This window comes from Coriobacteriia bacterium (assembly GCA_034370385.1).
Classification (GTDB): domain Bacteria; phylum Actinomycetota; class Coriobacteriia; order Anaerosomatales; family PHET01; genus JAXMKZ01.
This window is the reverse complement of sequence record JAXMKZ010000030.1, coordinates 46,005-71,066: the sequence shown is the minus strand read 5'-3', so window position 1 is coordinate 71,066 and position 25,062 is coordinate 46,005. Positions and strand designations below refer to the sequence as shown.

At 63.2% G+C, this 25,062-nt stretch carries 22 protein-coding genes and 1 pseudogene; 1 reads left to right on the top strand and 22 read right to left on the bottom strand.

Going from position 1 to position 25,062, the window contains the following annotated elements:
• Window position 1 precedes the first annotated feature (1 nt).
• The 11 genes from pgsA to U1E26_07065 form a co-directional block, all read right to left on the bottom strand.
• Window positions 2-670, bottom strand: coding sequence for a CDP-diacylglycerol--glycerol-3-phosphate 3-phosphatidyltransferase (gene pgsA, locus U1E26_07115; protein ID MDZ4169409.1), 669 nt, complete (start codon window positions 668-670; stop codon window positions 2-4).
• Window positions 667-1,983 carry a 30S ribosomal protein S12 methylthiotransferase RimO gene (gene rimO / locus U1E26_07110; GenBank protein ID MDZ4169408.1) on the bottom strand — a complete coding sequence of 439 codons (1,317 nt, stop codon included), beginning with the start codon at window positions 1,981-1,983 and terminating at the stop codon, window positions 667-669. Before rimO ends, pgsA begins: the two co-directional genes overlap by 4 nt.
• Window positions 1,980-2,477 carry a YajQ family cyclic di-GMP-binding protein gene (locus U1E26_07105; GenBank protein ID MDZ4169407.1) on the bottom strand — a complete coding sequence of 166 codons (498 nt, stop codon included), beginning with the start codon at window positions 2,475-2,477 and terminating at the stop codon, window positions 1,980-1,982. The genes rimO and U1E26_07105 overlap by 4 nt, the downstream gene beginning before the upstream one ends.
• 22 nt (window positions 2,478-2,499) lie before the next feature.
• Window positions 2,500-3,249, bottom strand: coding sequence for a DUF4115 domain-containing protein (locus U1E26_07100; GenBank protein MDZ4169406.1), 750 nt, complete (start codon window positions 3,247-3,249; stop codon window positions 2,500-2,502).
• Window position 3,250: 1 nt separating this feature from the next.
• On the bottom strand, window positions 3,251-5,494 hold the full coding sequence (locus U1E26_07095; protein MDZ4169405.1) for a DNA translocase FtsK: 2,244 nt from the start codon (window positions 5,492-5,494) through the stop codon (window positions 3,251-3,253).
• 19 nt (window positions 5,495-5,513) lie between these two features.
• Entirely contained in the window at window positions 5,514-6,350 is an 837-nt protein-coding gene (locus tag U1E26_07090) for an undecaprenyl-diphosphate phosphatase (protein MDZ4169404.1), read from the bottom strand.
• 2 nt (window positions 6,351-6,352) lie between these two features.
• Window positions 6,353-8,035, bottom strand: coding sequence for a ribonuclease J (locus tag U1E26_07085; protein MDZ4169403.1), 1,683 nt, complete (start codon window positions 8,033-8,035; stop codon window positions 6,353-6,355).
• Between the two features lie 39 nt (window positions 8,036-8,074).
• The gene (gene dapA, locus U1E26_07080) at window positions 8,075-8,971 is read right to left on the bottom strand and encodes a 4-hydroxy-tetrahydrodipicolinate synthase (GenBank protein ID MDZ4169402.1); all 897 of its coding nucleotides are present in this window, start codon (window positions 8,969-8,971) and stop codon (window positions 8,075-8,077) included.
• A gap of 105 nt (window positions 8,972-9,076) precedes the next feature.
• The gene (locus tag U1E26_07075; protein MDZ4169401.1) at window positions 9,077-9,529 is read right to left on the bottom strand and encodes a response regulator; all 453 of its coding nucleotides are present in this window, start codon (window positions 9,527-9,529) and stop codon (window positions 9,077-9,079) included.
• A 16-nt stretch (window positions 9,530-9,545) separates the two neighbouring features.
• Window positions 9,546-9,914: a response regulator gene (locus tag U1E26_07070; GenBank protein ID MDZ4169400.1), complete on the bottom strand. Its 369-nt coding sequence runs from the start codon at window positions 9,912-9,914 to the stop codon at window positions 9,546-9,548.
• Entirely contained in the window at window positions 9,911-12,313 is a 2,403-nt protein-coding gene (locus U1E26_07065) for a response regulator (GenBank protein ID MDZ4169399.1), read from the bottom strand. Before U1E26_07065 ends, U1E26_07070 begins: the two co-directional genes overlap by 4 nt.
• 97 nt (window positions 12,314-12,410) lie before the next feature.
• On the opposite strand from U1E26_07065, the gene U1E26_07060 reads away from it, so the two are divergent.
• The gene (locus tag U1E26_07060) at window positions 12,411-12,794 is read left to right on the top strand and encodes a response regulator (protein ID MDZ4169398.1); all 384 of its coding nucleotides are present in this window, start codon (window positions 12,411-12,413) and stop codon (window positions 12,792-12,794) included.
• Here the strand turns inward: U1E26_07060 and U1E26_07055 are convergent.
• The 11 genes and pseudogenes from U1E26_07055 to infB all read right to left on the bottom strand — a co-directional run bounded on the left by U1E26_07055 (window position 12,791) and on the right by infB (window position 25,055).
• Window positions 12,791-13,996 carry an aspartate kinase gene (locus U1E26_07055; GenBank protein MDZ4169397.1) on the bottom strand — a complete coding sequence of 402 codons (1,206 nt, stop codon included), beginning with the start codon at window positions 13,994-13,996 and terminating at the stop codon, window positions 12,791-12,793. The two genes, U1E26_07060 and U1E26_07055, sit on opposite strands and share 4 nt — an antisense overlap.
• Before the next feature lie 40 nt (window positions 13,997-14,036).
• Window positions 14,037-14,816 (bottom strand): 4-hydroxy-tetrahydrodipicolinate reductase, encoded by a 780-nt coding sequence (gene dapB, locus U1E26_07050; protein MDZ4169396.1) that lies wholly within the window; start codon window positions 14,814-14,816, stop codon window positions 14,037-14,039.
• The gene (locus tag U1E26_07045; protein ID MDZ4169395.1) at window positions 14,813-14,953 is read right to left on the bottom strand and encodes a hypothetical protein; all 141 of its coding nucleotides are present in this window, start codon (window positions 14,951-14,953) and stop codon (window positions 14,813-14,815) included. The genes dapB and U1E26_07045 overlap by 4 nt, the downstream gene beginning before the upstream one ends.
• Window positions 14,954-15,121: 168 nt before the next feature.
• A pseudogene (locus U1E26_07040) lies at window positions 15,122-16,021 on the bottom strand (pitrilysin family protein).
• Window positions 16,022-16,209: 188 nt separating this feature from the next.
• Window positions 16,210-18,375, bottom strand: coding sequence for a polyribonucleotide nucleotidyltransferase (locus tag U1E26_07035; GenBank protein ID MDZ4169394.1), 2,166 nt, complete (start codon window positions 18,373-18,375; stop codon window positions 16,210-16,212).
• Window positions 18,376-18,483: 108 nt separating this feature from the next.
• The gene (gene rpsO, locus U1E26_07030) at window positions 18,484-18,753 is read right to left on the bottom strand and encodes a 30S ribosomal protein S15 (protein MDZ4169393.1); all 270 of its coding nucleotides are present in this window, start codon (window positions 18,751-18,753) and stop codon (window positions 18,484-18,486) included.
• A gap of 185 nt (window positions 18,754-18,938) precedes the next feature.
• Complete coding sequence (gene ribF, locus U1E26_07025; protein MDZ4169392.1) at window positions 18,939-20,237, bottom strand: riboflavin biosynthesis protein RibF; 1,299 nt, start codon at window positions 20,235-20,237, stop codon at window positions 18,939-18,941.
• Complete coding sequence (gene truB, locus U1E26_07020) at window positions 20,237-21,148, bottom strand: tRNA pseudouridine(55) synthase TruB (GenBank protein MDZ4169391.1); 912 nt, start codon at window positions 21,146-21,148, stop codon at window positions 20,237-20,239. The genes ribF and truB overlap by 1 nt, the downstream gene beginning before the upstream one ends.
• A gap of 3 nt (window positions 21,149-21,151) precedes the next feature.
• A complete protein-coding gene (locus U1E26_07015) occupies window positions 21,152-22,114 on the bottom strand; it encodes a DHH family phosphoesterase (GenBank protein MDZ4169390.1) in 963 nt (320 codons plus the stop codon).
• A gap of 10 nt (window positions 22,115-22,124) precedes the next feature.
• A complete protein-coding gene (gene rbfA, locus U1E26_07010; GenBank protein MDZ4169389.1) occupies window positions 22,125-22,511 on the bottom strand; it encodes a 30S ribosome-binding factor RbfA in 387 nt (128 codons plus the stop codon).
• Between the two features lie 18 nt (window positions 22,512-22,529).
• The gene (gene infB / locus U1E26_07005; GenBank protein MDZ4169388.1) at window positions 22,530-25,055 is read right to left on the bottom strand and encodes a translation initiation factor IF-2; all 2,526 of its coding nucleotides are present in this window, start codon (window positions 25,053-25,055) and stop codon (window positions 22,530-22,532) included.
• Window positions 25,056-25,062 lie beyond the last annotated feature (7 nt).

Sequence of the window (25,062 nt, the reverse complement as noted above, 5' to 3'; positions counted from 1 at the left end):
GCTAGGAAGTGGAGGCTTCATCTGCCACGGCGAGGTTCTCGGGGTTGGACCACGGACCTTCCAGTACGTCTGCCGCATGGCGAAAGTAGTCGATCATCGACGCGATCGTCATTGCGACCGCAGCGCCCATGACCGCCCATGCGGTGAACTGGAAGAAGAGGGCGAACTGGGATCCGAGCGTGTCGGCAAGGAGCAGCGAATCCTTCACGATGAACATGACCACCGCGACGATCTGAAGGACCGTCTTGACCTTGCCGGACCACGCAGCCGCGATGACCTTCCCCTCGGCCGAGGCCACCATACGCAGGCCGCTCACGATGAACTCGCGGCTGATGATCACGAAGGCAACCCAGGCCGGCAAGACGTTGAGTTCTATGAGGGCGAGTAGCGCAGCGGTCACCAAGAGCTTGTCCGCCAGTGGGTCGATGAACTTGCCGAACGTGGTGATTTCGTTGCGCGATCGTGCGAGGTAGCCATCCACACCATCCGTGGCCGCGAGCAGGGTGAACACGATCGCAGCGATCCACGGCTGAAGCGCGCCCCAGATAGTCGGCGTGTTGAGCCACCGTGGCCAGTCAGAGAGCATCAGGACCAGAAAGACGGGAATGAGCACCATGCGTGTGATGGTGACGGCGTTGGCGGCGTTCATCTTCTTCCTGGGAGCGGTCATTCTGAGAGCACTTCCCCTTCTAGGTCGTAGCCCAGGGTGTCGACGATTCTCGCGTTGACGATCTGTCCGGGTTCGCCCTGGTCCAGCAGAACGAATCCATCGATCTCGGGGGCCTGACCTCGCCACCTGCCGACAACAACCCCTTCATCGGGATCGACACCCTCGACCAACACCTCGAGGACATCTCCGATACGGTGCTGCACCCGTGCGACACACATATCATCGCACAGATCGCGCAGGCGCTGAGCACGCGCCCTGCGTGTACGCAGGGGCACTTGGTCAGGCAGAGTCGCGGCTTCAGTGTCCTCTTCCGGCGAGTAGACGAATACGCCGACGTAGTCGAACTGGGCGCGACGAACGAACTGGTGCAGTGCGGCCACGTCAGCGCGCGTTTCGCCAGGGAAGCCTGCGATGAGGGTTGTGCGCAGTGCGATCCCGGGCAGAACGGATCGAATCCGCTCGACGAGATCGAGGTACTCCTCAAGGGAGCCGCGCCGTCGCATCCGGCGAAGCACCGATGCGCTCGCATGCTGAAGCGGGATGTCCATGTAGCGACACACGTTCGCATGCGCGGCCATACGTTCCAGCAGCAGGTCCGACACCCCGTCAGGCTGCAGGTACATCAATCGCAGCCAGCGTAGTCCGGGCACGGCCGCGATCTGGTCGATCAGGTCCGCCAGCGTCAGGTCGGAGTCGAGGTCACGGCCCCACGAAGTGATGTCCTGCCCGATGAGGACGAGCTCGCGCGCTCCCGAATCGACGAGGTGTTTCGCCTCGTCTACGACCTCTGCCAGAGATCGACTGACGTAGTCACCCCGGATCGAGGGGATGGTGCAGTACGCGCAAGCGCGGTGACAGCCGTCGGAGATCTGCAGGTACGCCGAGGGGCCGCTGCCGGTTCGAGTGGCGGTTCCCTGTGCGGCCGGGGAGCGTGCGATGCCCGTGAGCCGTTCGATCTCGTCTACAAGCCGGTGCTCGTCGCTCACAGGGAGGAAGGCGGACACCTCAGTGAGCGAATCCGCCAGCTCGTCGCCGTATCGGGAGACCATGCAGCCAACGACGATGACCGCCGGGGTCTGGCCCGACGAATCCACTCCGAGAACGTCGAAGACGGTCGCTATCGACTCCTCAGTAGCGTCGCGGATGAAGGAGCAGGTGTTCACCACGATGACGTCCGCCGGTTGTGCAGAATCGACGACCGAGTAGCCGGCATTGAGGGTGTCGGCCCGCATGCGGTCGCTGTCCACCTCGTTCTTGGGGCAGCCCAAGGTGATGAAGGCGATAGTCGCGCCGCTGTGAGGCGCCCGGGTCACCGATAGTTGGTGTACTGGAGCGGGATGCCGTAGTCAGCGTCCTTGAGGAATCCTATGACCGCCTGGAGATCGTCTCTACTCGACGAGAAGACACGGAGCTTGTCGCCTTCGATCTGCACTTTGACCTTGAACTTCTGATCGCGGATGTCTTTGTTGATCTTGCGGGCCAGATCCGTCTCGATGCCCATGACGATCTTGCCGAGGTAGCGCACGCCATCGCCGCTGGCCGCCTGAGGGGTGCCCCAGGATACGGCCTTCAGGTCGACGTTGCGCCGAACGAGCTTGCCGTTCAAGACATCCATGACCTGCTTGGCGACGAAATCGGATGGCGCGGTCAGCGTGAACGTCTTCTCGCCCTTGCTGTACTCAAGGGCGGCGCCCGAGTCCTTGAGGTCGTAGCGTTGGATGAGTTCCTTGGCTGCCTGCTGGTAGGCGTTGTCTACTTCCTGCAGGTCCACTTCAGATACGACGTCGAAGCTTGAGTCTTTGGCCACTGGAAACTGCCCCTCTCCATGACTATTGGGTCACGTCTGCTGTGAGCTTCACCGTTGGCGTGTCGCCTTCGGGAATCTGCACAACCTTGCCGTCCTTCTCGATGGTGACCGAACTGGGCTTGCCGACCTTGACAGTCGCCGACTTCGTGACCTCGTAGGTCTTTGACTGCCCGCCGGTAAGTGTGCCCTCGTACGCCTGCTTCTTGTCAACAACGATTCTGATCCAAGACGCCCCGTCCGAGTCGACGGCAACGACCAAGGTGAACGGCACCGTCGCCGCGTCGGGCTCACCTTCAGCCGTCCCCGTGGCGTTCGACGGGTCGTCCCCGGCGGTCCCACTCGCTCCGCTGACGGGCAGCGGCTGCGCCGGCTGGGTGTCGTTCGAGCTTGTCAGGCGACCGATTCCCCAGATCGCGATCGCCACTACCACGATGAGGGCGACGACGCCGACTGCGGCGCCCCACGGGAGCGCGTGCTGTTCTCCCGAGCGAGCGACGGCCTCGTCGACTTGAGGGAGGTTGAGGTCTTGGCTGCGACGCTCGCCGGTCTCGGCCTTGTAGATCTGCAGCAGAGGCTGTGGGTCCAGTTCCAGTAGTCGCGCGTAGCTGGAGATGAAGCCGCGAACGTAACCCGGATTGGGCAGCTTGTCGTAGGAGCCGCTCTCAAGAGCTTCCAGCAGTCTGCCCCGGATCCGCGTGGCGTCCTGAGCCTGTTCGATGGTGATACCGAGGCTGATTCGACGTTCGCGCAGTGTTTCGCCTAGGGTCGCCACGCTAGATTCCCTCCTGAGCGTCTTCGCGTTCGAAAGCTCTGATGGCTTCAAGCTCCTCGACGTCAACGTTGACCTCGCGGGGTTTGGAGCCGTCGGGGGGGCCGACGACACCCTTGGCTTCGAGCATGTCCATGATGCGCCCTGCGCGCGCGTATCCCACCTTGAGTCGTCGCTGGAGCATGCTGGTGGATCCTAGGCCGCTCGTCACGACGATGTCTGCCGCCTCCCAGATGAGCGGATCGTCGTCCTCGCCGGAGTCGACGCCGCCACCACCCGTCGAGGATACCTTCAAGTGAAGGATCTCGGTGTGATAATCGGGTTCCGATTGCTCTTTGAGGTGTGCGACGATCTTCTCGATCTCGTCTTCAGAGACATAACAGCCTTGAATACGCTTGGGCTTGTCGAACTTCGGTGTCGAGAACAGCATGTCACCGAGTCCGACCAGCTTCTCGGCACCGGGCTGGTCCAAGATGACGCGCGAGTCGATCGAGCTGGCGACGTTGAAAGCGATACGGTTGGTGATGTTCGCCTTGATCAATCCGGTCACCACGTTGGCCTCAGGACGCTGTGTGGCCACGATGAGGTGGATTCCTGCGGCACGAGCCAGCTGCGCGATACGACAGATGGAGTCCTCGACTTCCTTGGCCGCGATCATCATCAGGTCAGCCAGCTCGTCGATCACGATGACAAGGTAGGGCATCTCGGCGGCGCCCTCAGGACCTTTGCCCTCTTGCAGCAGGGCGTTGTAGGCGCCGATATTGCGAACGCCGGCCACCTGCAGCACCTTGAGTCGGCGTTCCATCTCGCTTACCGACCATGCCAAGGCGCTTGCGGCTTCTTTGGGTTCGGTAACAACCGGCACGTAGAGATGCGGCACCCCGTTGTAGAGCGAGAGCTCCACGCGCTTGGGGTCGATCAGGATCAAGCGAACCTCGGATGGGGTTGATCGCATGAGGATGCTCACGAGCATCGCGTTGATCGCAACCGACTTGCCCGAACCGGTGGTTCCGCCCAGGAGGATGTGCGGCATGAGCGCAAGGTCGGCCTGCGCAGGGTCGCCTGCGACGTCCTTGCCGATACCCAGGAGTAGCGGACCCCCCTCGCCCGCCGGTGCGAGCACGTCTCCGAGCGTGACTGACGAGCGACGCACGTTCGGTACCTCGATGCCGACCAAGGCCTCGCCTGGAATCGGCGCTTGGATTCGAATCGTGGATGCGGCCAAGGCAAGGGCCAGATCGTCGGCCAGAGCGGTCACCCGGTTGAGCCGAATGCCCTTCGCGATCTCGATCTTGAACAACGTGATCGTAGGTCCTGCAACCCATCCGACGACACGTGACGGGATGTCGAAGGTAGCGAGCGTCGAACGGACAGTCTCGGCCGTGGCCTTGAGCTCGTTATCGGTCGTGCGGTGCTTCGCTGCCGATTCGGAGGTGCGCGCGAGCATCAGTGCGGGTGGAAGCTCGAAACCCTCCATGGCGCGCGGGGCACGGGCGGCCGGGGTGGGTACGGTCTTTCTACCGGCTTCCGGATCGGGTTTGCCGTTCTTGGCGATACGAACCGGATGCGCCGCGGTGGCCTCAGGCGCGGAGCTGGGGTCATCGCTGATCGGCATGGTCTTCGGCGCGCGCTCGCGTCGTCGTGAGGCGGGCTCAGCGGCCGTATGGTCTTCTCCGTTGAAGCGGGCGCGCACCAGCTCGACCAGGCCTGAGATCGACAGACCGATCACCACCAGCCCGATGAGGAGCAGGCCGACCAGCAGAACCGCAGCGATAGCGGGAGTGGTCGGTGTGGCAAGTGCCCAGGCGAGCGCACCTCCGGAGTAGCCGCCATACGACGCGACCAGCTCGGCGTGCAGGTAGTCGCCTTCCGGCGTCATCAGGGCGGTGAGCGAGATCAAGGCGATGACGATGATCGCAATGCCGATGCCGGTGCGCCCCTCCCTAATGTCCGCGCGCACGAAGAAGGAAACGCCCCACAGCAAAAGGCCGATGGGAATCAGGTAGGCACCGATGCCAAACGCGGCCTTCAGGCCATATGAGGCGGCTTCTGCGGCCACACCCGTCGACCGACTCACCACCGCGATCATAAGCCCGACAGCGAGCGCCGACAGGGCAACACCGACTATGTCGCGTTTGGCGCGATCGTCGAGCATGCCCTGAGGTGCGCTGGGCTTGCGCGCGGGAGGACGCTTGGAGCCGTTGCTCGAGCGGCTGCGCGAGGGGCCTGTGCTCTTATCGCTTGCCACCGGGTGCGAGTCGTTTCTGCTAGAGGGGTCCGTAGACTGCCAGCAAGAGAATACCTGCAATCGAGGTGTATGCGGCGAACCACAACAAGGAGTGCTTGCGTACAAACGGCAGCAGAAGGCCGATGACCGCGTAGCCGACGACTGCTGTAACGGCGATACCCACGATGACGAGCATCGGCTCAGGCATCGACTCTTCACCTGTTGCTACATCCAGAAGCTTCTTGGCCGTCGCAGCAGAGATGATCGGAATGGAGAGCAGGAATGAGAAGCGGGCAGCTTCGCCGCGCGTGATGCCAAGTGCCTGTGCCGAAGCGATCGTGGTCCCCGAGCGTGACACTCCCGGTAGCACAGCGAATCCCTGCGCGAACCCGACGGCAAGCGCCTTGGGCCATGAGATGGCCGATGCGTCATCACTGGGTGCCTGTCGCCGCTTCTCCAGCGAGGATATGGCTTCCGAGGCCACCAGTAGGACGGTGGTGACGAGTAGACCCCAGGCGGAGATGACGATCTGCTCGTTGACAGGCCTCGATTCGACGCCGCTTACAAAGGCCTCCAAGACGAGCACCACCGCAACACTAGGAACGGTGGCGGCCAGCAGCACCCACGCTAACCTGCGGTCCTTAGAGCGCTCGGGTTCACGGGAGAACAAGCCTAGCGCAAGCGCTGCGACATCTCTACGAAAGTAGATGACCGTGGCGATGAGCGTTCCCAGGTGGAGCGCAACGTCGAAGCCGAGGCCGAAGCGTTCCCACCCGGCGAGCGTCGGCACCAGTATGAGGTGACCGTCTGACGAGATGGGCAGGAACTCCGTGATTGCCTGAACAACAGCGAGGACCACCACTTCGAAGAGGCCCACGTCTAGACCTCCATAACGACGGGGATGATCATCGGCCGACGACGCGTGCGCTCCCAGAAGAACTGCGACAGCGACTCGCGCACAGCCCGCTTGACAACCGCATGGTCAGTGACGCCCTCTCGTCCGGTCTTGGCGAGGGTCTTGGCCACCCGAGCGCGCGCCTCTTCGGCAATATCTCCGCCCTCAGGCACGACAATGCCGCGAGTGACGAGTTCGGGTTCGGCGGTGACCTTGCCCGTGCGGCTGTCGATGACGATGACGATCGTGGCGATACCGTCCTGGCTCATGTGCTGCCGGTCGCGCAGAATGACTTGGCCCAGGTCGCCTACGCTCGTGCCGTCGACATAGACGACGCCGGACTCCACCCGCTCGCCGACACGGGCCTCCTCCTCGTCGATCTCGAGGACATCACCGTTGTCGAGAATGAACACGGCGTCTTCAGGAATACCCACTGAATGCGCCAGTCGGGCATGAGCAGCAAGATGCCTGGTCTCGCCGTGGATGGGAGCGAAGAACTCCGGCTGAGTGAGATTGAGCATCAACTTGAGTTCCTCGGCTGAGGCATGGCCCGAGACGTGGACGTCGGCGGTTCCTCGGTGTACCACGTGAGCTCCCGCCTTGGTCAGACGGTTGATGACACGGCTGACCGCTTTCTCGTTACCGGGAACCGGGCTCGCCGAGATGATGACCGTATCGCCCCGCTCGACCGCGACGGTGCGATGGTCGCCGTTAGCCATGCGCGCAAGTGCCGAAAGAGGCTCTCCCTGACTACCGGTGCACAGGACCACGACCTTCTCGGGGGGAAGACCGTTGGAGTCGAAAGCGTCGAGGATGTTGTCATCGTCGATGGTGAGGTAGCCCAAGTCGCGGGCGATCTTGGTGTTCTGGACCATGGAGCGGCCTGTAACGACGACCTTTCGCCCTGATGCCACCGCCGCGTCGCAGACCTGCTGAAGGCGGTGGATGTGGCTTGCGAAGGAGGCGACGATCACCCGCTGCGCGGCAGACGCAGTGATGCTTCGAAGTGCCGCGCCGACTTCAGACTCTGAGCGGCAGAAGCCCTTGCTCTCCGCGCCGGTGGAGTCGCTCATGAGAAGAGTGACCCCCGACTTCCCGAAACGGGCGAGTGCTCCGTAGTCGGTGAGTCTTCCGTCGATGGGGGTCTGGTCAAGTTTGAAGTCGCCGGTATGCAGCACAGTGGCCACCGGGGTGCGGATGAACACACCCACACCGTCCGGTATGGAGTGGTTCACGGCGAAGAAATCAAGTCCGAAGACGCCGAGTGACACGTGGCTTCCACCCTTGACCTCGCGCAGCTTGGGCTTCTTGATGCCGTGTTCGTCGAGCTTGCCCTTGACGAGCCCCAGCGTAAGCTGGGTGCCCAAGATGGGAACCGGCACATCGAGCTCTTTGAGTAGGTAGGGCAGGGCCCCCGTGTGATCCTCGTGACCGTGCGTGATCACGATTCCTCGAAGACGTTCTCGATTCTTCACGACGTAGGCGTAGTCGGGCAGTATCAGGTCGACCCCAGGGGTGTCGTCATCGGGAAACATGATTCCCGCATCGACCAGAAGCATTTCGCCTCCGAACTCGAAGACGGTCATGTTCTTGCCGATTCCGTCGAGCCCCCCCAAGGGGATGACTCTCAGTCTTTGTGCCTCACGAGGAGGATTCTTCTTCGCCATAGGCGTGGGCAGCGTTCCTTTCAGGTGGATGGTGCCGTACTACTGCTCGAGCGCGCCTACATGACGCATGACCCGAATCAGCTCTTCAATCTGTTGTTGGGTGGGTTCCACCAGCGGCAGCCGCACGCCGCCTACGGGGAAGCCCATGAGTTCGAGGGCCTTCTTCACCATGATGGGGTTGGAGGTGAGGAAGAGCGTCTTCATGAGCGGGAGGAGTTCGAGATGGATGCGCAGAGCACGGGTGTGATCGCCCGTCGCAGCGGCATCGATCATCTCCTTGAAGCGTACTCCCGACACGTGGCTGAGCACCGAGATGACCCCGGTGGCACCAAGTCCCATCAACGGCAGCGTGAGTTCATCGTCCCCTGCGAAGACCTCGAATCCAGCGGGCGCATCTGCCAAGATCGCCGCGGTCTGCGAAAGGTCGGCGTTGGCCTGCTTGAGGGCAACGACATTGGTGCAGTCGTGCGCCAGTCTCAGGACGGTGTCAGGCTCCATGTTGATGACGCAACGACCCGGGATGTTGTAAAGGATCACGGGCACGTCTACCGCTTCAGCTATCGCACGGAAGTGGCGATACAGCCCTTCTTGGGGCGGTTTGTTGTAGTAGGGCACGACGGCCATTATCGCGTCGACTCCGATGTCGACAACCTTCTTCGCGAACTCCACCGAATCATTGGTGCAGTTGTCGCCGGCGTTGGCGATGACGCGCGCTCTTCCATCGACCGCGTCCAGCACGGCGCTGAAGAGGTCCATCTTCTGGTCGTAGAAGACGGTTGGACTCTCGCCGGTCGTTCCGCACACGACGAGCGAATCCGAGCCCGTTGCCAGCAGCCGATCGGCGAGCTGCGCAGCTCGCGGCAGGTCGAGCGCATTATCGGAGTCAAACGGCGTCACCATCGCGGTGATCATCCGCCCGAATCTCGGTGTGGTCATGTGTGATCAGCCCCTCATGCGGCACACCCGGGTCGTCCCGAGCGAAATCGTGCAATCAAACCTACCGTATTGTGCCACAGGGCAGTAACGTGCGTTCCCGAAGCGTCACGTCTTACGGTGCATGATCGACGTCATGGCACGCAGGCGACCCACGTGCTGCTGCCTCATGCGGGCGAGCTCGTCCTTGCGAGCAGGGTCAAGAAGTGCAGCGACATAGTCCGTGAGCTCCGACGGCTTGAATGGTTTCGTGAGGTACTCCGCACCGCCCTCCTCGAGCGTGTGGAGCTGCTGGTCCAGATCTCCGATGGCAGACAGGAAGATGAACGGGATGTCACGTGTCTTGGCGTCCGCCGCCAGTCGCCGTTGCACTTCGCGTCCGTCCATACGCGGCATCATGATGTCGCACACGATCAGGTCCGGATGCTCCAGCGCCACCTTGTCGAGTGCCTCCTCGCCGTTGAAGGCGTTGACCACCTCGTAGCCTTTGGCGCTCAGCGCTGCGGTGACGAGCCTCACGATCGACGGCTCATCGTCCACGGCAAGAATCTTGTACGGCATGACTCTCCCCTCGTCGCTATCGGTCGCTGAGGATGTCAGCGACGGTCTGTCCGAGTACGCTAGGCGTGAATGGTTTGCAGATGTACTTCACCGCGCCGACCCTGAGTCCTTCGTTCTGCTCGTACTCCTGGCTGCGAGCTGACAAGAAGACGACCGGGATCGAGGCCGTCCGAGAATCGGACTTCAGCAGGTCAACTGCCTCAAGGCCGGTCATCACTGGCATCATCACGTCCATCAGAATCACGTCCGGGAGCCGCTCGGTGGCAAGGGATATTCCGGTAGGCCCGTCCTTGGCTTCCAGAACCTCGTGCCCCCTCTTCTCGAGCGCAAACGCAACAAGCCGCCGAATATGCGGCTCGTCATCTACCACGAGGATGAGGCTCATGCCAGCTCCTCATCTGCACCGAGCACGGCGGCCACTCGCATCGCCAACGTCTCGGGTTCGAAGGGCTTAGACACGTGTTCCGCGGCAAGCTTGAGGATGTCGGTCTTGTCGTGGTCGATGCGGTGCGCGGTCATGACCACGATGGGGATGTGGCGCGTCTCCGCATTCCCCTTGACCGACTGAATGACCTCGTAACCGTCCATGACCGGCATCTTCAAGTCGAGAAGGATGAGATCGGGGGGCGTGGCCTCAACCGCCTGCATCGCCTCCTGCCCGTTGTAGGCCTGAGCCACGGCGAACCCACGAGCCCTCAGGGTGTGCGCGAGGGAGTCCGCGATGTGTCGGTCGTCGTCGACCACGAGGATCACCGGCGACGCCTTCGCACCTACCAAGTCATCGACGAGCTTGATGAGCCGGGACTTGTCGATGGGCTTCTCCAGATAGTCCGCCGCACCCAACCGGAGGCTCTTGCCCTCGTCGGTGACGATCGAGAGTACGACTACGGGCACATCGGCTGTGGCCGGATCCTCCTTCAGATGCTGGAGCAGGTCGAAGCCGTCGTGATCGTCAAGCAGGACGTCAAGGGTGATCAATGACGGCTTGGTGTCTGCCGCTGCCGCGAGCGCTTCGCGTGCCGTGTGGGCCTTCATGACGTCGTAGCCGCGCTTGATGAGGAACGTTTCGATCAGACTCGCGATCTCAGGGTCACGGTCGATCACGAGTACGGTACCGCCGTGCGTCTTGACCGGCCCCTCGACGGCCGGCATGCGGATCAGCTCGGATGGAGCGATGGGCACGCTGAAACCAAACGTCGACCCTTCGCCCAACACGCTCGTGACGCTGACGGCACCGCCGTGAAGCTCGACGACACTCTTGCAGATGGACAGCCCGAGTCCTGTGCCTCCGATCTCTCGCGTGAGTGACGAGTCGACTCGGAAGAACTTGTTGAACAGCTGCCGTTGGTCCTCCTCAGAGATTCCCAGCCCGGTGTCGGTCACGCGGAACTCAACGAAGTCGCCTGCGTGTGAGGCCCCTAGGGTGACCTCGCCGCCGCCGGGAGAGTACTTGATCGCGTTGCTCGTCAGGTTCATCAGGACCTGTCCGATGCGGTCGCCATCGACCGCCACACGCGGTAGGTCGGAGGGAATCCGCGCCGTGAGGGTGATACCTGATTGATCGGCGTAGGTGCGAAACGTACCCATGACCCCGTTGATGATGTCGATGGGCTCAAGGGGCTCGATCCTGAGGTGGACTCGTCCAGACTCGATGCGCGATATATCGAGTAGATCGTTTATCAGGGAGACGAGGCGGTCCGAGTTCTCCTGCACGATCTGCAAGAACTCGCGCTGGACGTCGTTGATCTCGCCGGCTTCACCGTCGACGATCAGATCGACGTAGCCCTTGATCGAGGTGAGCGGTGTGCGTAGCTCGTGGCTGACCATGGAGACGAACTCGTTCTTCATGATGGCGATCTCACGGGTGGCGGTCACGTCGTGAAGCGTCGAGATGCACCCGAGGTAGTGCCCATCGCGGTCGGTCACCGGGCTGGTTCGTACCTCCAAGAAGCGGTGTTCGGGTTCGGCAATCTCGATCTCGACGGTGCCCTGAGCGCCCGGGTCCCCAAGCGCAGGGCCGTTCACGGCCCGGATGTCGCAGCCGACACAGCGTTCTTGCTTGTCTCTGAAACTCAAGGCCTCACCGTCCGGCCCCGGGGTGCCGTGTTTCAACCAGCAGCGCAGGTCTTCGCTTCCGTACTGGGGGCATTCGACCACGCCGCATGCGCGGGTCTGCCAGCACGGCATGCACTGCGAAGCGTCCGCCGGCTCGAGGCCGAGCAGCCCCGACAGAGGCGCTTGGTTGCCCACTGCATCGAGAAGGCTCTCCCCGAGCAGTTCGACTGCAGCAGGATTGACGAAGGTCACACAGTCATCGGGCGTGAATACGATGAGGCCATCCCCCACACTGGACAGGATAGCCTCGAGACGCTCTTGCTGTTCGAACAGCTCACTGTCATCCCTGACCACCACGGCCACACCGGATTCATGATCATCGCTGTATGCCGTGACCGTGCATCCGAGATGGCGTCCTCGATGGGTGATTCGAAGTGTGCGGGCGTCAGGCCCGTCAATCAGAGCGCTGCGAACCGCCGCCTGCAGCTGAGTGCAGCCCAGCGTCTCGATCGGTGCTCCCACGGCGGCGTCTCGCGCGATGTCGAAGACATCGACCGCTGCCTCGCTCAAGACGCGGATGTTGCCCGTGCCATCAATGACGACGAAGCCCTCAGACGCATGTGCGATCAGTGTTCGCAGGTGAGTGCAGCGACGCAGTTCGCGATCACCCTCAGTCACGGTCGGTGCCTTCCTGTGCGCGATTCCGGTCCAGTGGTCCCTCTTCGACATCGAGGGAGCCGAACCTTCAACCAACGCGAACAAGGCAGGAGGGCGATGCGCCATGGCGAATAGGGTTTGTGTCGATTCACCAACCGGGGGGGTGCTCGTGGGGGGCCGCAGAGTGCTCGTAGTCGACGACGACCGATTGATTCGAATGCTGATTCAGGCGTCGATCAAGTCGCTCGACTGTGAAGTGCGCGAGGCCGTTGACGGCGAGGACGCGCTTAACGCCGTGGAGGAGTTCTGCCCGGATGTGATCGTCCTTGACGTGGTGATGCCCAAGCTCGACGGGTTCGCTGTGCTGGAGCGTTTGCGATTGTCCGCCGACGGCCCCGGCTACAGGATCCTGATGCTGACCACTGCAGTCGCGGCAGCGGACCACGAACAAGCCCGGTCCCACGGCGCTGACGCCTACATCGAGAAGCCGTTCGACCACGGGGAGCTGCGAGAGCTCGTCGCGGAACTGCTGTCACAGGGTGCTGCTGGCTAGGTCGTCGCGTCGGTGCTCAAGTTGAATCCGTCGTGAAGGGCACTCACCGCAGTGCGCGCGTCTCCCCCGGGAATCAGCACGGAGATCGTGGTGTGTGAGTCGGCGGTCTGGAGCACACTGACTCCGGCGTTCGACAGGCACTCGATCGCGCGGGCCACGACACCGGGGACTCCATGCATACCCGCTCCGACCACTGTCACCTTAGCGAGGTCGGGCGTGAGTTCACAGGGCAGTCTCAAGGCGTCAACGGCCCGTTTGGCCCGTCCGAGCGCTTCCGCCGAGACAGTGAACACGAGTGCGTGCCCGACGGGTGTGAACATATCGAGCGAGACGCTGGCATCCGCAAGCGCCCGGTACACGCGAGCCTGGGCTCGCATGTTGGCATCGGAGCCCTCATCGGCGAGCAGATCCACGCGCAGGCGTACGATATCGGTGGCGCACGTGACGGCGGTTGCGACGACATCTGGTCGTAGGGCGCCGATATCCGACACACGGGTGCCGGGGTGATCTGAGTAGGTACTGCGGACGCGTACCGCCAGCCCGCTAGCCAGGGCCATCTCGGCGGCAGGTGTGTGCACGACCCGACTCCCGGCGCGCGCCATCTGGAACAGTTCGTCGGCGCGGATCACTTCAAGGACGGTCGCAGCCTGGCAGGTGCGGGGGTCGGCGGTCATCACGCCGTCGACGTCAGTGTAGATCTCGACCTCCTCGGCGCCCAGAGCCACCCCCAAGGCGCATGCGGTGGTGTCGCTTCCACCGCGACCGAGGGTGGTGATCGCTCCCGACGCGCTCATGCCCTGGAAACCGCAGACGACGGGCACGGCGCCGCGTGACAGCAGTGATTCGATCGGACCGGTGTGCAGCTCGGTGATGGATGCGCGGTCATGAATCCCGTCGGTGAGTATTCCTGCCTCGGGCCCGGTCAGGGCGATGGCATCGATGCCGGTCGAACGGAGCTCATGTGCGACGACGACGGCGCTGATGACCTCTCCGACGCTGGTCAACAGGTCACGTTCTCGTAGGTCGGTCGGCAGGTCCGCTATGAGGGAGAGCAGGGTATCGGTGGCGTACGGGTCACCCTTGCGGCCCATGGCGCTTACAACGACGACGGGTCTACGTCCGAGCGCAAGAGCTGCACAAACGCGTCGCGAAACGGCCAGTCTGCCCTCTGATGTCGAAACCGAGGTCCCGCCGAACTTCATGACCACGACCGAACGCTCCCCCTGCGGCGCAGCGGTCACCTCATTCGCCCATCAGATTCTCGAGTCCGACCACCAGTCCGGAGCGTGATCCGACCTCTCTGATGGCCAAGATGACTCCGGGCATGAAGCTGGTGCGGTCCAGGGAGTCATGGCGAATCGTGAGCGTCTGACCGGGTCCACCGAAGATGACCTCTTGATGAGCCACCAGTCCAGATAGCCGAATCGAATGGACATGAACGCCGTCGACCGTGGCGCCCCGAGCACCTTGCATTCCGGGCAGCTCGGTCTCGGCGCCGGGTGTCTCGGGCCGCTCGCTGCGTGCCGAAGCGATCAGTGCAGCCGTTCGCACCGCGGTTCCTGAGGGCGCGTCGGCCTTCTGATCGTGGTGCAGCTCGACGATCTCGGCGTGAGGCAGGTACTTTGCCGCCCTCTGGGCGAACGACATCATCAGTACCGCACCGATGGCGAAGTTGGGCGCGTAGAACAAGCAGGCACCGTCGACTGCGGCCGAGGCGATGTCATCCAAGGTCTCGTTGGTCAATCCCGTGGTTCCAACCACGCAGTGCACGCCGTGGGTCAACGCGATGCGCAGGTTCGCCTCGACAGAACTGGGGTGGGTGAAGTCGACCATGACATCCGGGGAGAACTCGGCGATGGCGGAGGCAAGGTCTGGTATGCACTTCACGCCGCCTTCGAGCAGACACCCCGTAACGGTTGGGTCGACAGCAGCCACGAGCTGCATGCCTTCGGCTGCAGCCACTGCGTGGACCACTTCAGAACCCATGCGCCCCCCGGCGCCTGCAACCATGACGCGAATCATAGAACCGGCTCCTCGAGTAGCGCTGTCACTTCGTCGGCATCGACGGGACCGATGACGGCGAGCGCGTAGGGCCTGTCAAGGGCCTCGCCTGCCACTCGCTTGATGTCAGCCAGGCTCACAGCGTCAAGCCGCGCCATGATCTCGTCGAGGGAGAGGATCTCGGATTCGGTGGTGGCCGCCTCGCCAAGGCGCATCATGCGGCCCGTGGTGGACTCCATGCTGAGCGCCCTGCGGCCCTTGGCACCCTCACGGACGCGCTCCAGCTCCTCCTCAGTCACGCCGTCCACGATCACCTTGGCGATCTCGGAGCGGACGATGCGGATCACCTCGGTGGTGTTCTTCGGCTGGGTACCGGCGTACACCGAGAAGACACCGGCTCCCTGGAACAACTGCGGCGAGGAGCCGACGGCGTACGCCAATCCCCGCTTCTCGCGGATCTCATGAAACAACCGCGAGGCCATGCCCCCGCCGAGGATGCCGTTAAGCATGCTCAGAGCGAAGCGGTCAGGGTGATTGGACCCGAACGTCTCGGTGCCGATGACGATGTGCGACTGCTCAGTGTCCTTGTGAAGAACGCGCGCACGGGGGCCGGCTAGGGCAGTGGGTCGCTTCCGGATGCCGCGAGGCCCTGCCGCAAGTTGGAGATTGTCTCGAGCGGAGGTCACAAGAGCGTCGTGGTCGATGCTCCCGGCAGCGACCACGAGCGTGTTGCCGGTGAGGTAGTGACGCGTTCGAAAAGCGGCGAAATCGGCGTGAGAGAATCCGGATACCGTTTCGCGCGTGCCGAGGGTCGAGGCGCCGAGCGGATGATCCGGCCAGATGAGCTCTTCGAACAACTCGTGCACGTGGTCACCGGGATCGTCATCACGACGCGAGATCTCCTCGATGACCACGTTGCGCTCGAGGTCAGCTGATTCGTCAGAGAGACTCGCATTGCTGATCATGTCGCCGAGAAGGTCGAACGCGACGTCGAGGCGCTCGTCGACGAACCGGGCGTAGTAGGCGGTGCCCTCTTTCCAGGTGAACGCGTTGAACTCAGCGCCCATGCCGTCGAACTCCTCAGAGATGGCCTTCGCCGTGCGCTTGGGGGTGCCCTTGAACATCATGTGCTCCATGAAGTGGGACATCCCCGCCTCCGCGGGGCTCTCATCGCGACTGCCGACCGCGAACCAGATGCCGAGAGCCACTGAGCGGACTGAGTCCATCGGCTCGGACATGACGGTGATGCCGTTATCGAGCACCGTCTTGCGATAGAACATGCGTCAACTCCCTCGTAAGTGCGTAAAGCCACTGTGAATCAGAGTACCCGATGCGCCTGACACGCGTGCGAAGAAGCGGAACGGCCCCCGTCTGAGGGGGGCCGTCTGAGTAGCTTCAGTGTGCGCGACGGCGCCTAGCGACGGCGCGGGCGGCGGTCGTCGCCATCGCGGCGTGGGCCGCGGTCGCCGGACGGCGCGGAGTCGGCAGACCCTTCAGGCGCCGGCGGCTTGTCAAGGCGGTCGAGACTGACCTTGCCGCGGTCATCGATGTCGATGACCTTGACGTTGACTTCGTCACCGATGTTCAAGACGTCCTCGACCTTGCCCACGCGGCCTTGCGCAACGCGACTGATATGCAGGAGTCCGTCCTTGCCGGGGATGAGCTCAATGAAGGCGCCGAACGCCTGGATCGAGACGACTCGACCGTGGTACTCCTCGCCGACCTCGACGTCCTTGACGATGGCCTGAATGCGGCGGACCGCTTCCTCGCCGCCCAGGTCACGGGATGCGACGTAGATGGTGCCGTCTTCCTGAATGTCGATCTGGGCGCCGGTCTCTTCCTGGATGCCGCGGACGACCTTGCCGCCCGATCCGATGACCTCACGGATCTTGTCTGACGGGATCTTGATGGTGATGATGCGCGGCGCGAACTGGCTCATCTCGGCACGAGACTCACCAATCACCTCGAGCATCTTCCCCAGGATGAACAAGCGACCCTCTTTCGCCTGCAGAAGCGCCCTGCGCAAGATGTCCACTGACAGGCCCTTGGCCTTGTTGTCCATCTGCATGGCGGTGATGCCGTTAGGTGTCCCTGCGACCTTGAAGTCCATGTCGCCGAGGAAGTCCTCAAGACCCTGGATGTCAGAGAGGATGGCGACGTCGTCGCCCTCCTTGATCAGACCCATGGCGATACCCGAGACCGGGGCGGCGATGGGAACACCCGCGTCCATGAGGGCCAACGTCGAGCCGCACACCGAACCCATCGAAGACGAGCCGTTGCTCTCAAGAACCTCAGAGACGATGCGGATCGTGTACGGAAAATCGTTCTCCTCGGGGATGACCGGCAAAAGTGCGCGCTCGGCCAAGGCGCCGTGTCCGATATCACGGCGCTTCGGGCCACGCATGAACCCGGTCTCGCCGGTGGAGAACGGCGGGAAGTTGTAGTGGTGGATGTAGCGCTTGCCCTCCGACACGTCGATGGTGTCGAGGCGCTGCCACTCGTTGAGCATGCCGAGTGTCAGTACCGACAGCACCTGAGTCTGTCCGCGGGTGAACAGTCCGGAGCCGTGGGCGCGCGGCAGATAGCCGGCGACGTTGCTGATCTGGCGGATCTCAGTGACCTTGCGGCCGTCGGCCCGCTCCCCTTCTTCGAGGACCATGGCGCGCATGGTCTTCTTCTCAAGCTGCTTGAGGGCCGCCTTGATGTCCTTGCCCGATGCGGCAAGCTCGACCTCGTCGAACGTGGCAAGAAGCTCGTCCTTGACAGCCTGGACGGCGTCCATGCGGGCGTGCTTGTCGGGGTTATGAAGGGCGGCGCGCATGGTGTCGGCTCCAGCGGAGAACACACGCTCAACGATGGCAGGATCGATGACTGAGAGCTTGACCTCCATCTGCTTGATCTCAAGCTTGGCGAGGAATCGTTCCTGCACCTCGCAGAACGCGCCGATCGCCTCCTGCGCAAACATGAGCGCGGCGAGCATGTCTTCTTCGGAAACCTCCTGGGCACCAGCCTCAAGCATGTACACGGCGTCTTTCGAGCCTGCAACCACGAGGTCGAGATCCGAATTCTCAGACTCATCGAAAGTCGGGTTCACGAGGAACTCGCCGGTCTCGGGGTTGCGGCACACCCTGACGCCCGCAAGCGGACCCTCAAACGGGATGCCGGCAGCCATAAGAGCAGCCGACGCGCCCATGATCGAGATCACGTCGGGCTGGTGCACCTGATCGGCGGACAGAACCGTCGCGATGACCTGGACCTCGTTGCGGAAACCGTCCGCAAAAGCAGAGCGCAAGGGACGGTCGATCATGCGCGCGGTGAGGGTGGCCTTCTCAGAGGGACGGGACTCGCGCTTGATGAAACCGCCGGGCAGCTTGCCCGCAGCGTACATGCGCTCCTCGAAATCCACCGTGAGAGGGAAGAAGTCCAGGTCCTTCGGATGCCTTGAAGCGGTCGCGGTGACGAGGACGACGGTGTCGTCCTGACGAACGAGAACGGCGCCACCTGCCTGCTTGGCCAACTCCCCGGTCTCGAGGACGTACTCCTTGCCGTAGAGCTCAAACGTTTCAACTGTCTTGGTCATGTTCTCTCTTCTTCCCTCTGCCTCGATGACCGCAACGCCCCATGCGTGCGGCCAGTTCATGACGAAGGCGGGGATGCACCCCGCCTTCGATACTCCCGTGTTGGGTGTTTACCCGCGAATACCGAGTTGTGCGATGAGTTCGCGGTAGCGCCCGATGTCATTCTTCTTGACATAGCCCAGAAGGCGACGGCGCTGGCCGACGAGCTTGAGAAGCCCCCGGCGCGTGTGGTGGTCCTTCTGATGCATCTTCAGGTGCTCAGTGAGATCCCGGATGCGCTGCGTGAGCAGTGCGATCTGAACATCGGCGGAGCCGGTATCGGCTTCGCCGCGCTTGTACTCGGCGATTATCTGCGCCTTGACGTCCTTCTCGAGCGGCATACGTAGTCCACCTTTCCACACATTGTCCGCCCTGGTCCGGGATCGCCGCGAAGGTGGTCGCGTGCCTCTCAGGCCAGGGTATGGTCGATAGCCGAGGAAGTATACCACAGGGGGACTCGTTGGAAGCGGATGAATCTCAGGGGGCGCCGCGTGCGTGCGGTGCCACGGCGTGCCCCGCATCGACCTCAGAGGCGACGTGCGCCACCGAGCAGAAGTGAGCGCGCCTCATCGGCAGAATCGGCGGGCACCAGCAAGGTGAACTCGCGCAGCCAGTTGAAATCCGGGCGAGCGCTCTGTGACGCATCCGGGGGGAAGGGATCCCAGACGAACGGGATTCCCGCTGCGCGCAGAGGTCCGGTGACGAGCGCTGCTCCGACTCCGCCGTCGGTGAACAGCGTCGACATTCGGTGGGGACCGAACACCGCCACCCACGAGTCGTCATAGTCTCCGTAGTCGGGTTCACCTGAGATGCGGGAGACCGCCGCCGTTGCCTCCTCAAGGGCCCGGGGATCATCCACCAGTAGCTCGTCTGATGGCGCGAGATCAGTGACCGGCGCAGCGTCTCCCTGCACCAGCAGCGCGCTCTCTATGTCGTGAGCGATCGCAGCCGACAACTCTCGTTCGCTCGGGAACGCCTTCTGGTCACGTAGGCGATCGAGAAACTCGATGACGATGCGTTGCTCATAGAGGTCTCCGGCAAATCCGATGAGGTGTGCCTCGAGATAGTCTCGTGCCTCAGGGAAACTGGGGGGAGTTCCTACGGAGATGGCTGCGGGCCAACTCGAGCCGTCTTGGAGGAGAACGCGTCCGGCATAGACTCCGTCAGCCGGAATCGCGAGTCCCGTGTCAGGGTTCACGTTTGCGGTGGCGAAGCCCAGGTCCGCGCCGAGACCGCGCCCGTGATGAACCTCGCCCAGAACGCGGTGCGGCGCATCAAGCAATGCCGCCGCCGAGGCCACATCGCCGTGAGCGACAAGGGCGCGGATCCGCGTCGAGGAGACCGTCGCGCCGTCGACCATGATCAGTGGGTGCGGCTTGACGTCGATGTTGTGTTCCACACCCCAGACGTACAGGGTGTCGATGTCCCCTGCCCCCCCAGCTCCGAAGCGAAACCCCTCTCCAACACGAACGGCGACGGGGTCACAGCACCCGCAGATGATGTCGTCGAGGAATGCCTCCGGTTGAAGAGCGGCGGTCGCGTCGGTGAAGGGGACCACGACCACCGCATCGACTCCCGCTTGAAGTATGCGGTCGAAACGCTCAGCGGCAGTGAGCAGACGGGGTGAAGCGGCATAGGGATGCAGTATCTCGTCGGGATCTCGATCGAAAGTCACGGCGATGGAGGTCACGCCGAGACGGTGGGCATGGTCGGCCGCAGCGCCGAGAAGAGCGCGGTGTCCGACGTGCACGCCGTCGAACGCCCCGAGTGCCACGACTGCTGCACCAAGATGACGGTCATGGGGAAAGTGGATCACACGTTTCATCACGTGGTACCCCTGAGCGGTTCGGGGAAGACGACGTCGGCTTTGAGCAGGTTGCCTTCGCGATGGTACACGCCGCCCAGCCGTCCCGCGACAGTCACCGCGAAACGACCCGGCTGCCCGTCTGGTCTTACGAGCGGTCGACCGTGAGCGACCTCTTCAACGGTGGCCTCGACCAGCGGCAGCTCAAGGCCCGCACATGCGTCGGCGAACAGGCTGGCGATGCAACCCCGACCACTCGCCTCTTCGATCTCTTCCATGGAGTGGGCCTGAGCGAGGTCGAAGGCTCCGGAGGCAGTGCGCCTGAGGCCGCACAGGTGTGCTCCCGTACCGTTTCGTCGACCGATGTCACGCGCGAGGGCGCGGATGTAGGTGCCCTTGGACACCTCGAAGTCCGCGACCCATACCAAGGGGTCCGGCTGCAGCTCCACGAACTCAGCGCGAAAGATCTCGACGGGGCGAGGAGCCATCGTCAAGGGCTGTCCTGCGCGCGCGGCCTTGTGTGCCGTCTGCCCGTGCACCTTTATGGCCGAGAACGCCGGCGGCTCCTGCAGCTGGGGTCCCTCGAGCTCCGACAGAATCTCAGCCGCATGCGTTGAGCTGCGCAAACGATCAGGAATCACGGAGGACATGATGACTGAACCCTCAGCATCGTCAGTGTCGGTCTGGGTGCCCAGAGCGATAGAGGCCCGGTAGGACTTGTGAGCACAGGACAGATACGGCTCTAGTCGGGTGTAGGGTCCTACGAGCACCACAAGCAGTCCTGTGGCCAGCGGGTCGAGAGTTCCCGCGTGGCCGACGCGGCGCTCGCCCGTCAGGCGGCGGACCGCTGCGACAATGTCATGACTCGTGGGACCAAGCGGCTTGTCGACCAGCAGGATGCCCGACAAACCGCTCGCACCGCGGGGCGGCACCCGTCACTCACCGCCGGGCAGCTTGGCGAGGACCTGCAGCGCTACGTCGGGGACGGCTCCGGGGGCTACGGTGAAGCCCGCAGCGGCACGGTGACCGCCCCCACCGAAGCCTTGGGCGATGACTCCGACGTCGGCGCCGGTCTTTGCCCGCAGATTCCCCCGGACTTCGCTTCCGCGCTGTCTGAGGAGCATCACGACGTCGACTCCGCCCAGCACTCTGATGGCGTCGGGAAGGTGCTCGCCCTCCTCGGGCAGAGCGCCTGTCTCGACGAAGTCCTCGTCGGTCAAGAAGGTCCAGGCGACGCGACCGTTGTTGGCAAGCGTCAACCGGGAAAGGGCCCGCGCCTCAAGTTCGAGTGAGCCGGCGGTGCGCTCCTGATACACGAGTCGAGCGACTTGGGCAGCATCGACTCCCGCCTCCAGCATCTGCGCGGCGGCGCGAAACGCCTCAGCAGACGTGTTGTCGTACGAGAAGCGCCCGGTATCGGTGAGCAGGGCTACGTAGAGCGGCAGCGCGATCTCGACGGTGGGGGTGACTTCGAGGGCTTGCAGAAACTCCCAGACGATCTGACCCGTTGCGGCCATGGCGGGGTCACAGACGCAGTGCGCACCGTAGTGCACAGCGCCGGGATGGTGGTCGAACACGACCACTGAACCGGCAGACTCCATCAGCGGTCTGGCCTCGCCGAGTCGTTCTGCGACCGGGGTATCGAGAGCTACGAACACATCAGGTGTCGCGAGATCCGCTGCGGCGACATAGAGCGAGTAGCCAGGCAGAAACGCGTAGGTACTCGGAGCGGGGCGATCGTCAGCCAGGGTCGGTACCGCAGGAATGCCCGCCGCTCTGAGGGCGAGTGTCATACCGAGCACCGAGCCAACTGCATCGCCATCAGGTCGCACGTGCCCGCACACGATGACCGATGACGCCTTGCGAAGGGTGACCGCGGCTCGGTGATACGGAATCATGTTTCGGACCCTACTCGTCCTCGGGGACGCTCGGCTCGGCTCCGTGCCCGTCCACGAGGGTCGGCGGGACATTCGTGAGAGCCCGGGCCATGCGCTCGCCCGTGTCGACGCTGTCATCTATGAAGAAGCGCAGCTCAGGAGTGACGCGCCAGCCGAGCGTCTTGCCCAGAAGCGTGCGTACTCGCCCCTTGGCGGACTCCAGCCCGGCCAAAACGTCGTCGTAGCGGTCGGGATCGCCGCTGACATAGACGCTCGCAACGCTTTTGTCAGGGCTGACTTTGGCCCCTGTCACCGTCACGAGCGCGACGCGCGGATCCGAGATCTCGGTCGCCAGAATCGAAGCGACCACCTCGCGCACCTGCTCGTCCGTGCGTCTTGCGAACGATTCGCGGCTCACCTGAGCACCTCCTGGTCCTTAAGCCTCGCGGGCGACTTCGATCGTGCGGAAGCTCTCGATGATGTCACCCTCCTTGAGGTCCTGGAAGTTCTCGATGCCGATACCGCACTCGTAGCCCGCCTTGACTGACTTGACGTCCTCTTTGAAGCGTCGAAGCGATGCCATCTTGCCCTCGAGCACCACGGTACCGTCTCTGACGATGCGGACCTGGTCGTCCCTCGAGACCTCACCGTCCTGAACGTAGCATCCGGCGATGACGCCTGCCTTGGGAACTCGGAACAGCTCCCGCACTTCGATGCGCGCGGTATCCTTCTCGACGATATCGGGGGCCAGCATGCCCACGCGTGCGGCGTTGATCTCCTCGATCGCCTGGTAGATGACCCGGTACAGCCGGATGTCGACGCCTTCGCGCTCCGCAAGGGCCTTGCCTTTGGGCTCCGGGCGCACGTTGAAGCCGATGATGATGGCATCGGATGCGTCGGCGAGCATCACGTCTGACTCGGTGATCCCGCCAACCGCGCCATGGATGACGTTGATGCGGACTTCCGTCTGATCCATCTTGTCCAGCGCGTCCTTGAGTGCCTCGATGGACCCCTGCACATCCGCCTTGACCACGAGGTTGAGGTCCTTGAGCTGGCCCTCTTCGATGCGCGCGAACAGGTCGTCGAGTGTGACGTGCTTCTTGGTTGCCGCCTGCGCGACCAGGCGCCGCTTGAGCGCTCGATCCTCAGCCAGGTTGCGCGCGTCACGCTCGTCGGCGAACACGCGGAACTCGTCTCCCGCTGACGGGACGCTGGCAAGACCAAGCACCTCGACGGGCTCCGCGGGGCCAGCCTCAGCGACGTTCAGGCCGAGCGGGTTGAACAGCGCACGTACGCGACCGTAAGCGGTTCCTGCGACGAGAGTATCGCCGACCCGCAGCGTGCCGCGTCGCACGAGAACCGTCGCAACAGGTCCACGTCCCTTGTCGAGGTTCGCCTCGATCACGACGCCGGAAGCGTGCGCGTTAGGATTAGCGGTGAGTTCGAGCACATCGGCCTGCAGGAGAATCATCTCGAGCAGCCCGTCGATGTTGAGCCTCTTCTTCGCAGACACCTCGACGAAGATGGTGGTGCCGCCCCACTCCTCGGGAACGATCTCGTGCTCGGTCAGCATCTGCTTGACCTGCTCCGGGTTCGCACCATCCTTGTCGATCTTGTTCACCGCGACGATGATCGGCACACCTGCTGCCTTGGCGTGGTGAATGGCCTCGATAGTCTGCGGCATGACGCCATCGTCTGCGGCGACCACGAGGATGACGACGTCAGTGATGTTGGCGCCACGCGCACGCATGGCCGTGAAGGCCTCGTGACCCGGCGTATCGATGAACGTGATTCGTCGGCCGTTCTTCTCCACAACCGAAGCTCCGATGTGCTGCGTGATACCACCGGCCTCAGTGTCCGCAACGCCGGTCTCGCGGATCGCGTCGAGCAGCGAGGTCTTACCGTGGTCGACGTGACCCATGACGGTGACCACCGGCGAGCGCGGCAACAGATCCTCGGCATTGTCGTCGAAGGTCCAGCCAGCTTCCTCCTCAGGCTTGACCACCCTGACCTCGCGGCCGAGGTCTTCGCCGATGATCTCGAGAACGTCGCGCATCATCGGCTGATTGACGGTGAGCGGCGTACCAAGCAAGAACAGTCGCTTGATGATGTCGTTTGCCGGGACATCAAGAAGCTCCGCAAACTCGCCGACCGTGGCACCCTCTGTCACGGTGACAGAGTCGCCACCGCACGGCAGGTCCACGTGGGTGGCCTCCTCATGCAGGCGTGCTTCTTCTGCTTCCTCACCGGTCTTCTTGTGCTTCTTCTTCTTGCGTCGACCGGTATCAGCGGCTGCGGCTGCAACGGCTGCCTTGGCCTCCTCGATCACCTTGTCGCGCTGCAGCTGCTCGGCCTCGACGGCCATGCGCCGGTAGCGCTCCTCTTCCACCTTCTCGAGTTCAGCTGCACGCTCGCCTTCAAGGCGGCTCTTCTCAGCATCGATAGCGATCTCCAGCGGAGTCCTCGTGTCGAGACCGGCCTCTTCGACGACTGGCTCGACCGCGACAGGCTCGATGATCTCGGCAGCCTGAACCTCCATCTGAGCGCGCGCATCAGCCGTGTCAGCTTCGATGCGCGAGGCCTCCTCGGCGGCTGCGCGGGAGCGAGCGTCTTCCTCGAGGCGACGCTGCTCTTCCTCGCGGCTCTTACGCTCCTCTTCGCGGGCTTTGCGTTCGGTCTCCTCGGCTTTGCGGCGAGCCTCTTCTTCAGCCTTGCGCGCGGCCTCTTCTTCAGCCTTGCGAGACGCCACAGCCTCTTCCTCGGCCTTGCGCTCCGCTTCGATCTGGGACTGGCGCTCGGCAATCTCCGGGCCAAGCTCCTTCCGGATCTTGTCGACGTAGGCTTCCACCAGGGTCGATGCGTGGTTCTTGGCGGGAATCTTCATGGCTTGGAGCCGATCCAGCAGCTCCTTGCTCGTCATCCCGAACTCCTTTGCGAGCTCGTGGACTCTCATGCTCGGCATCTGTTCT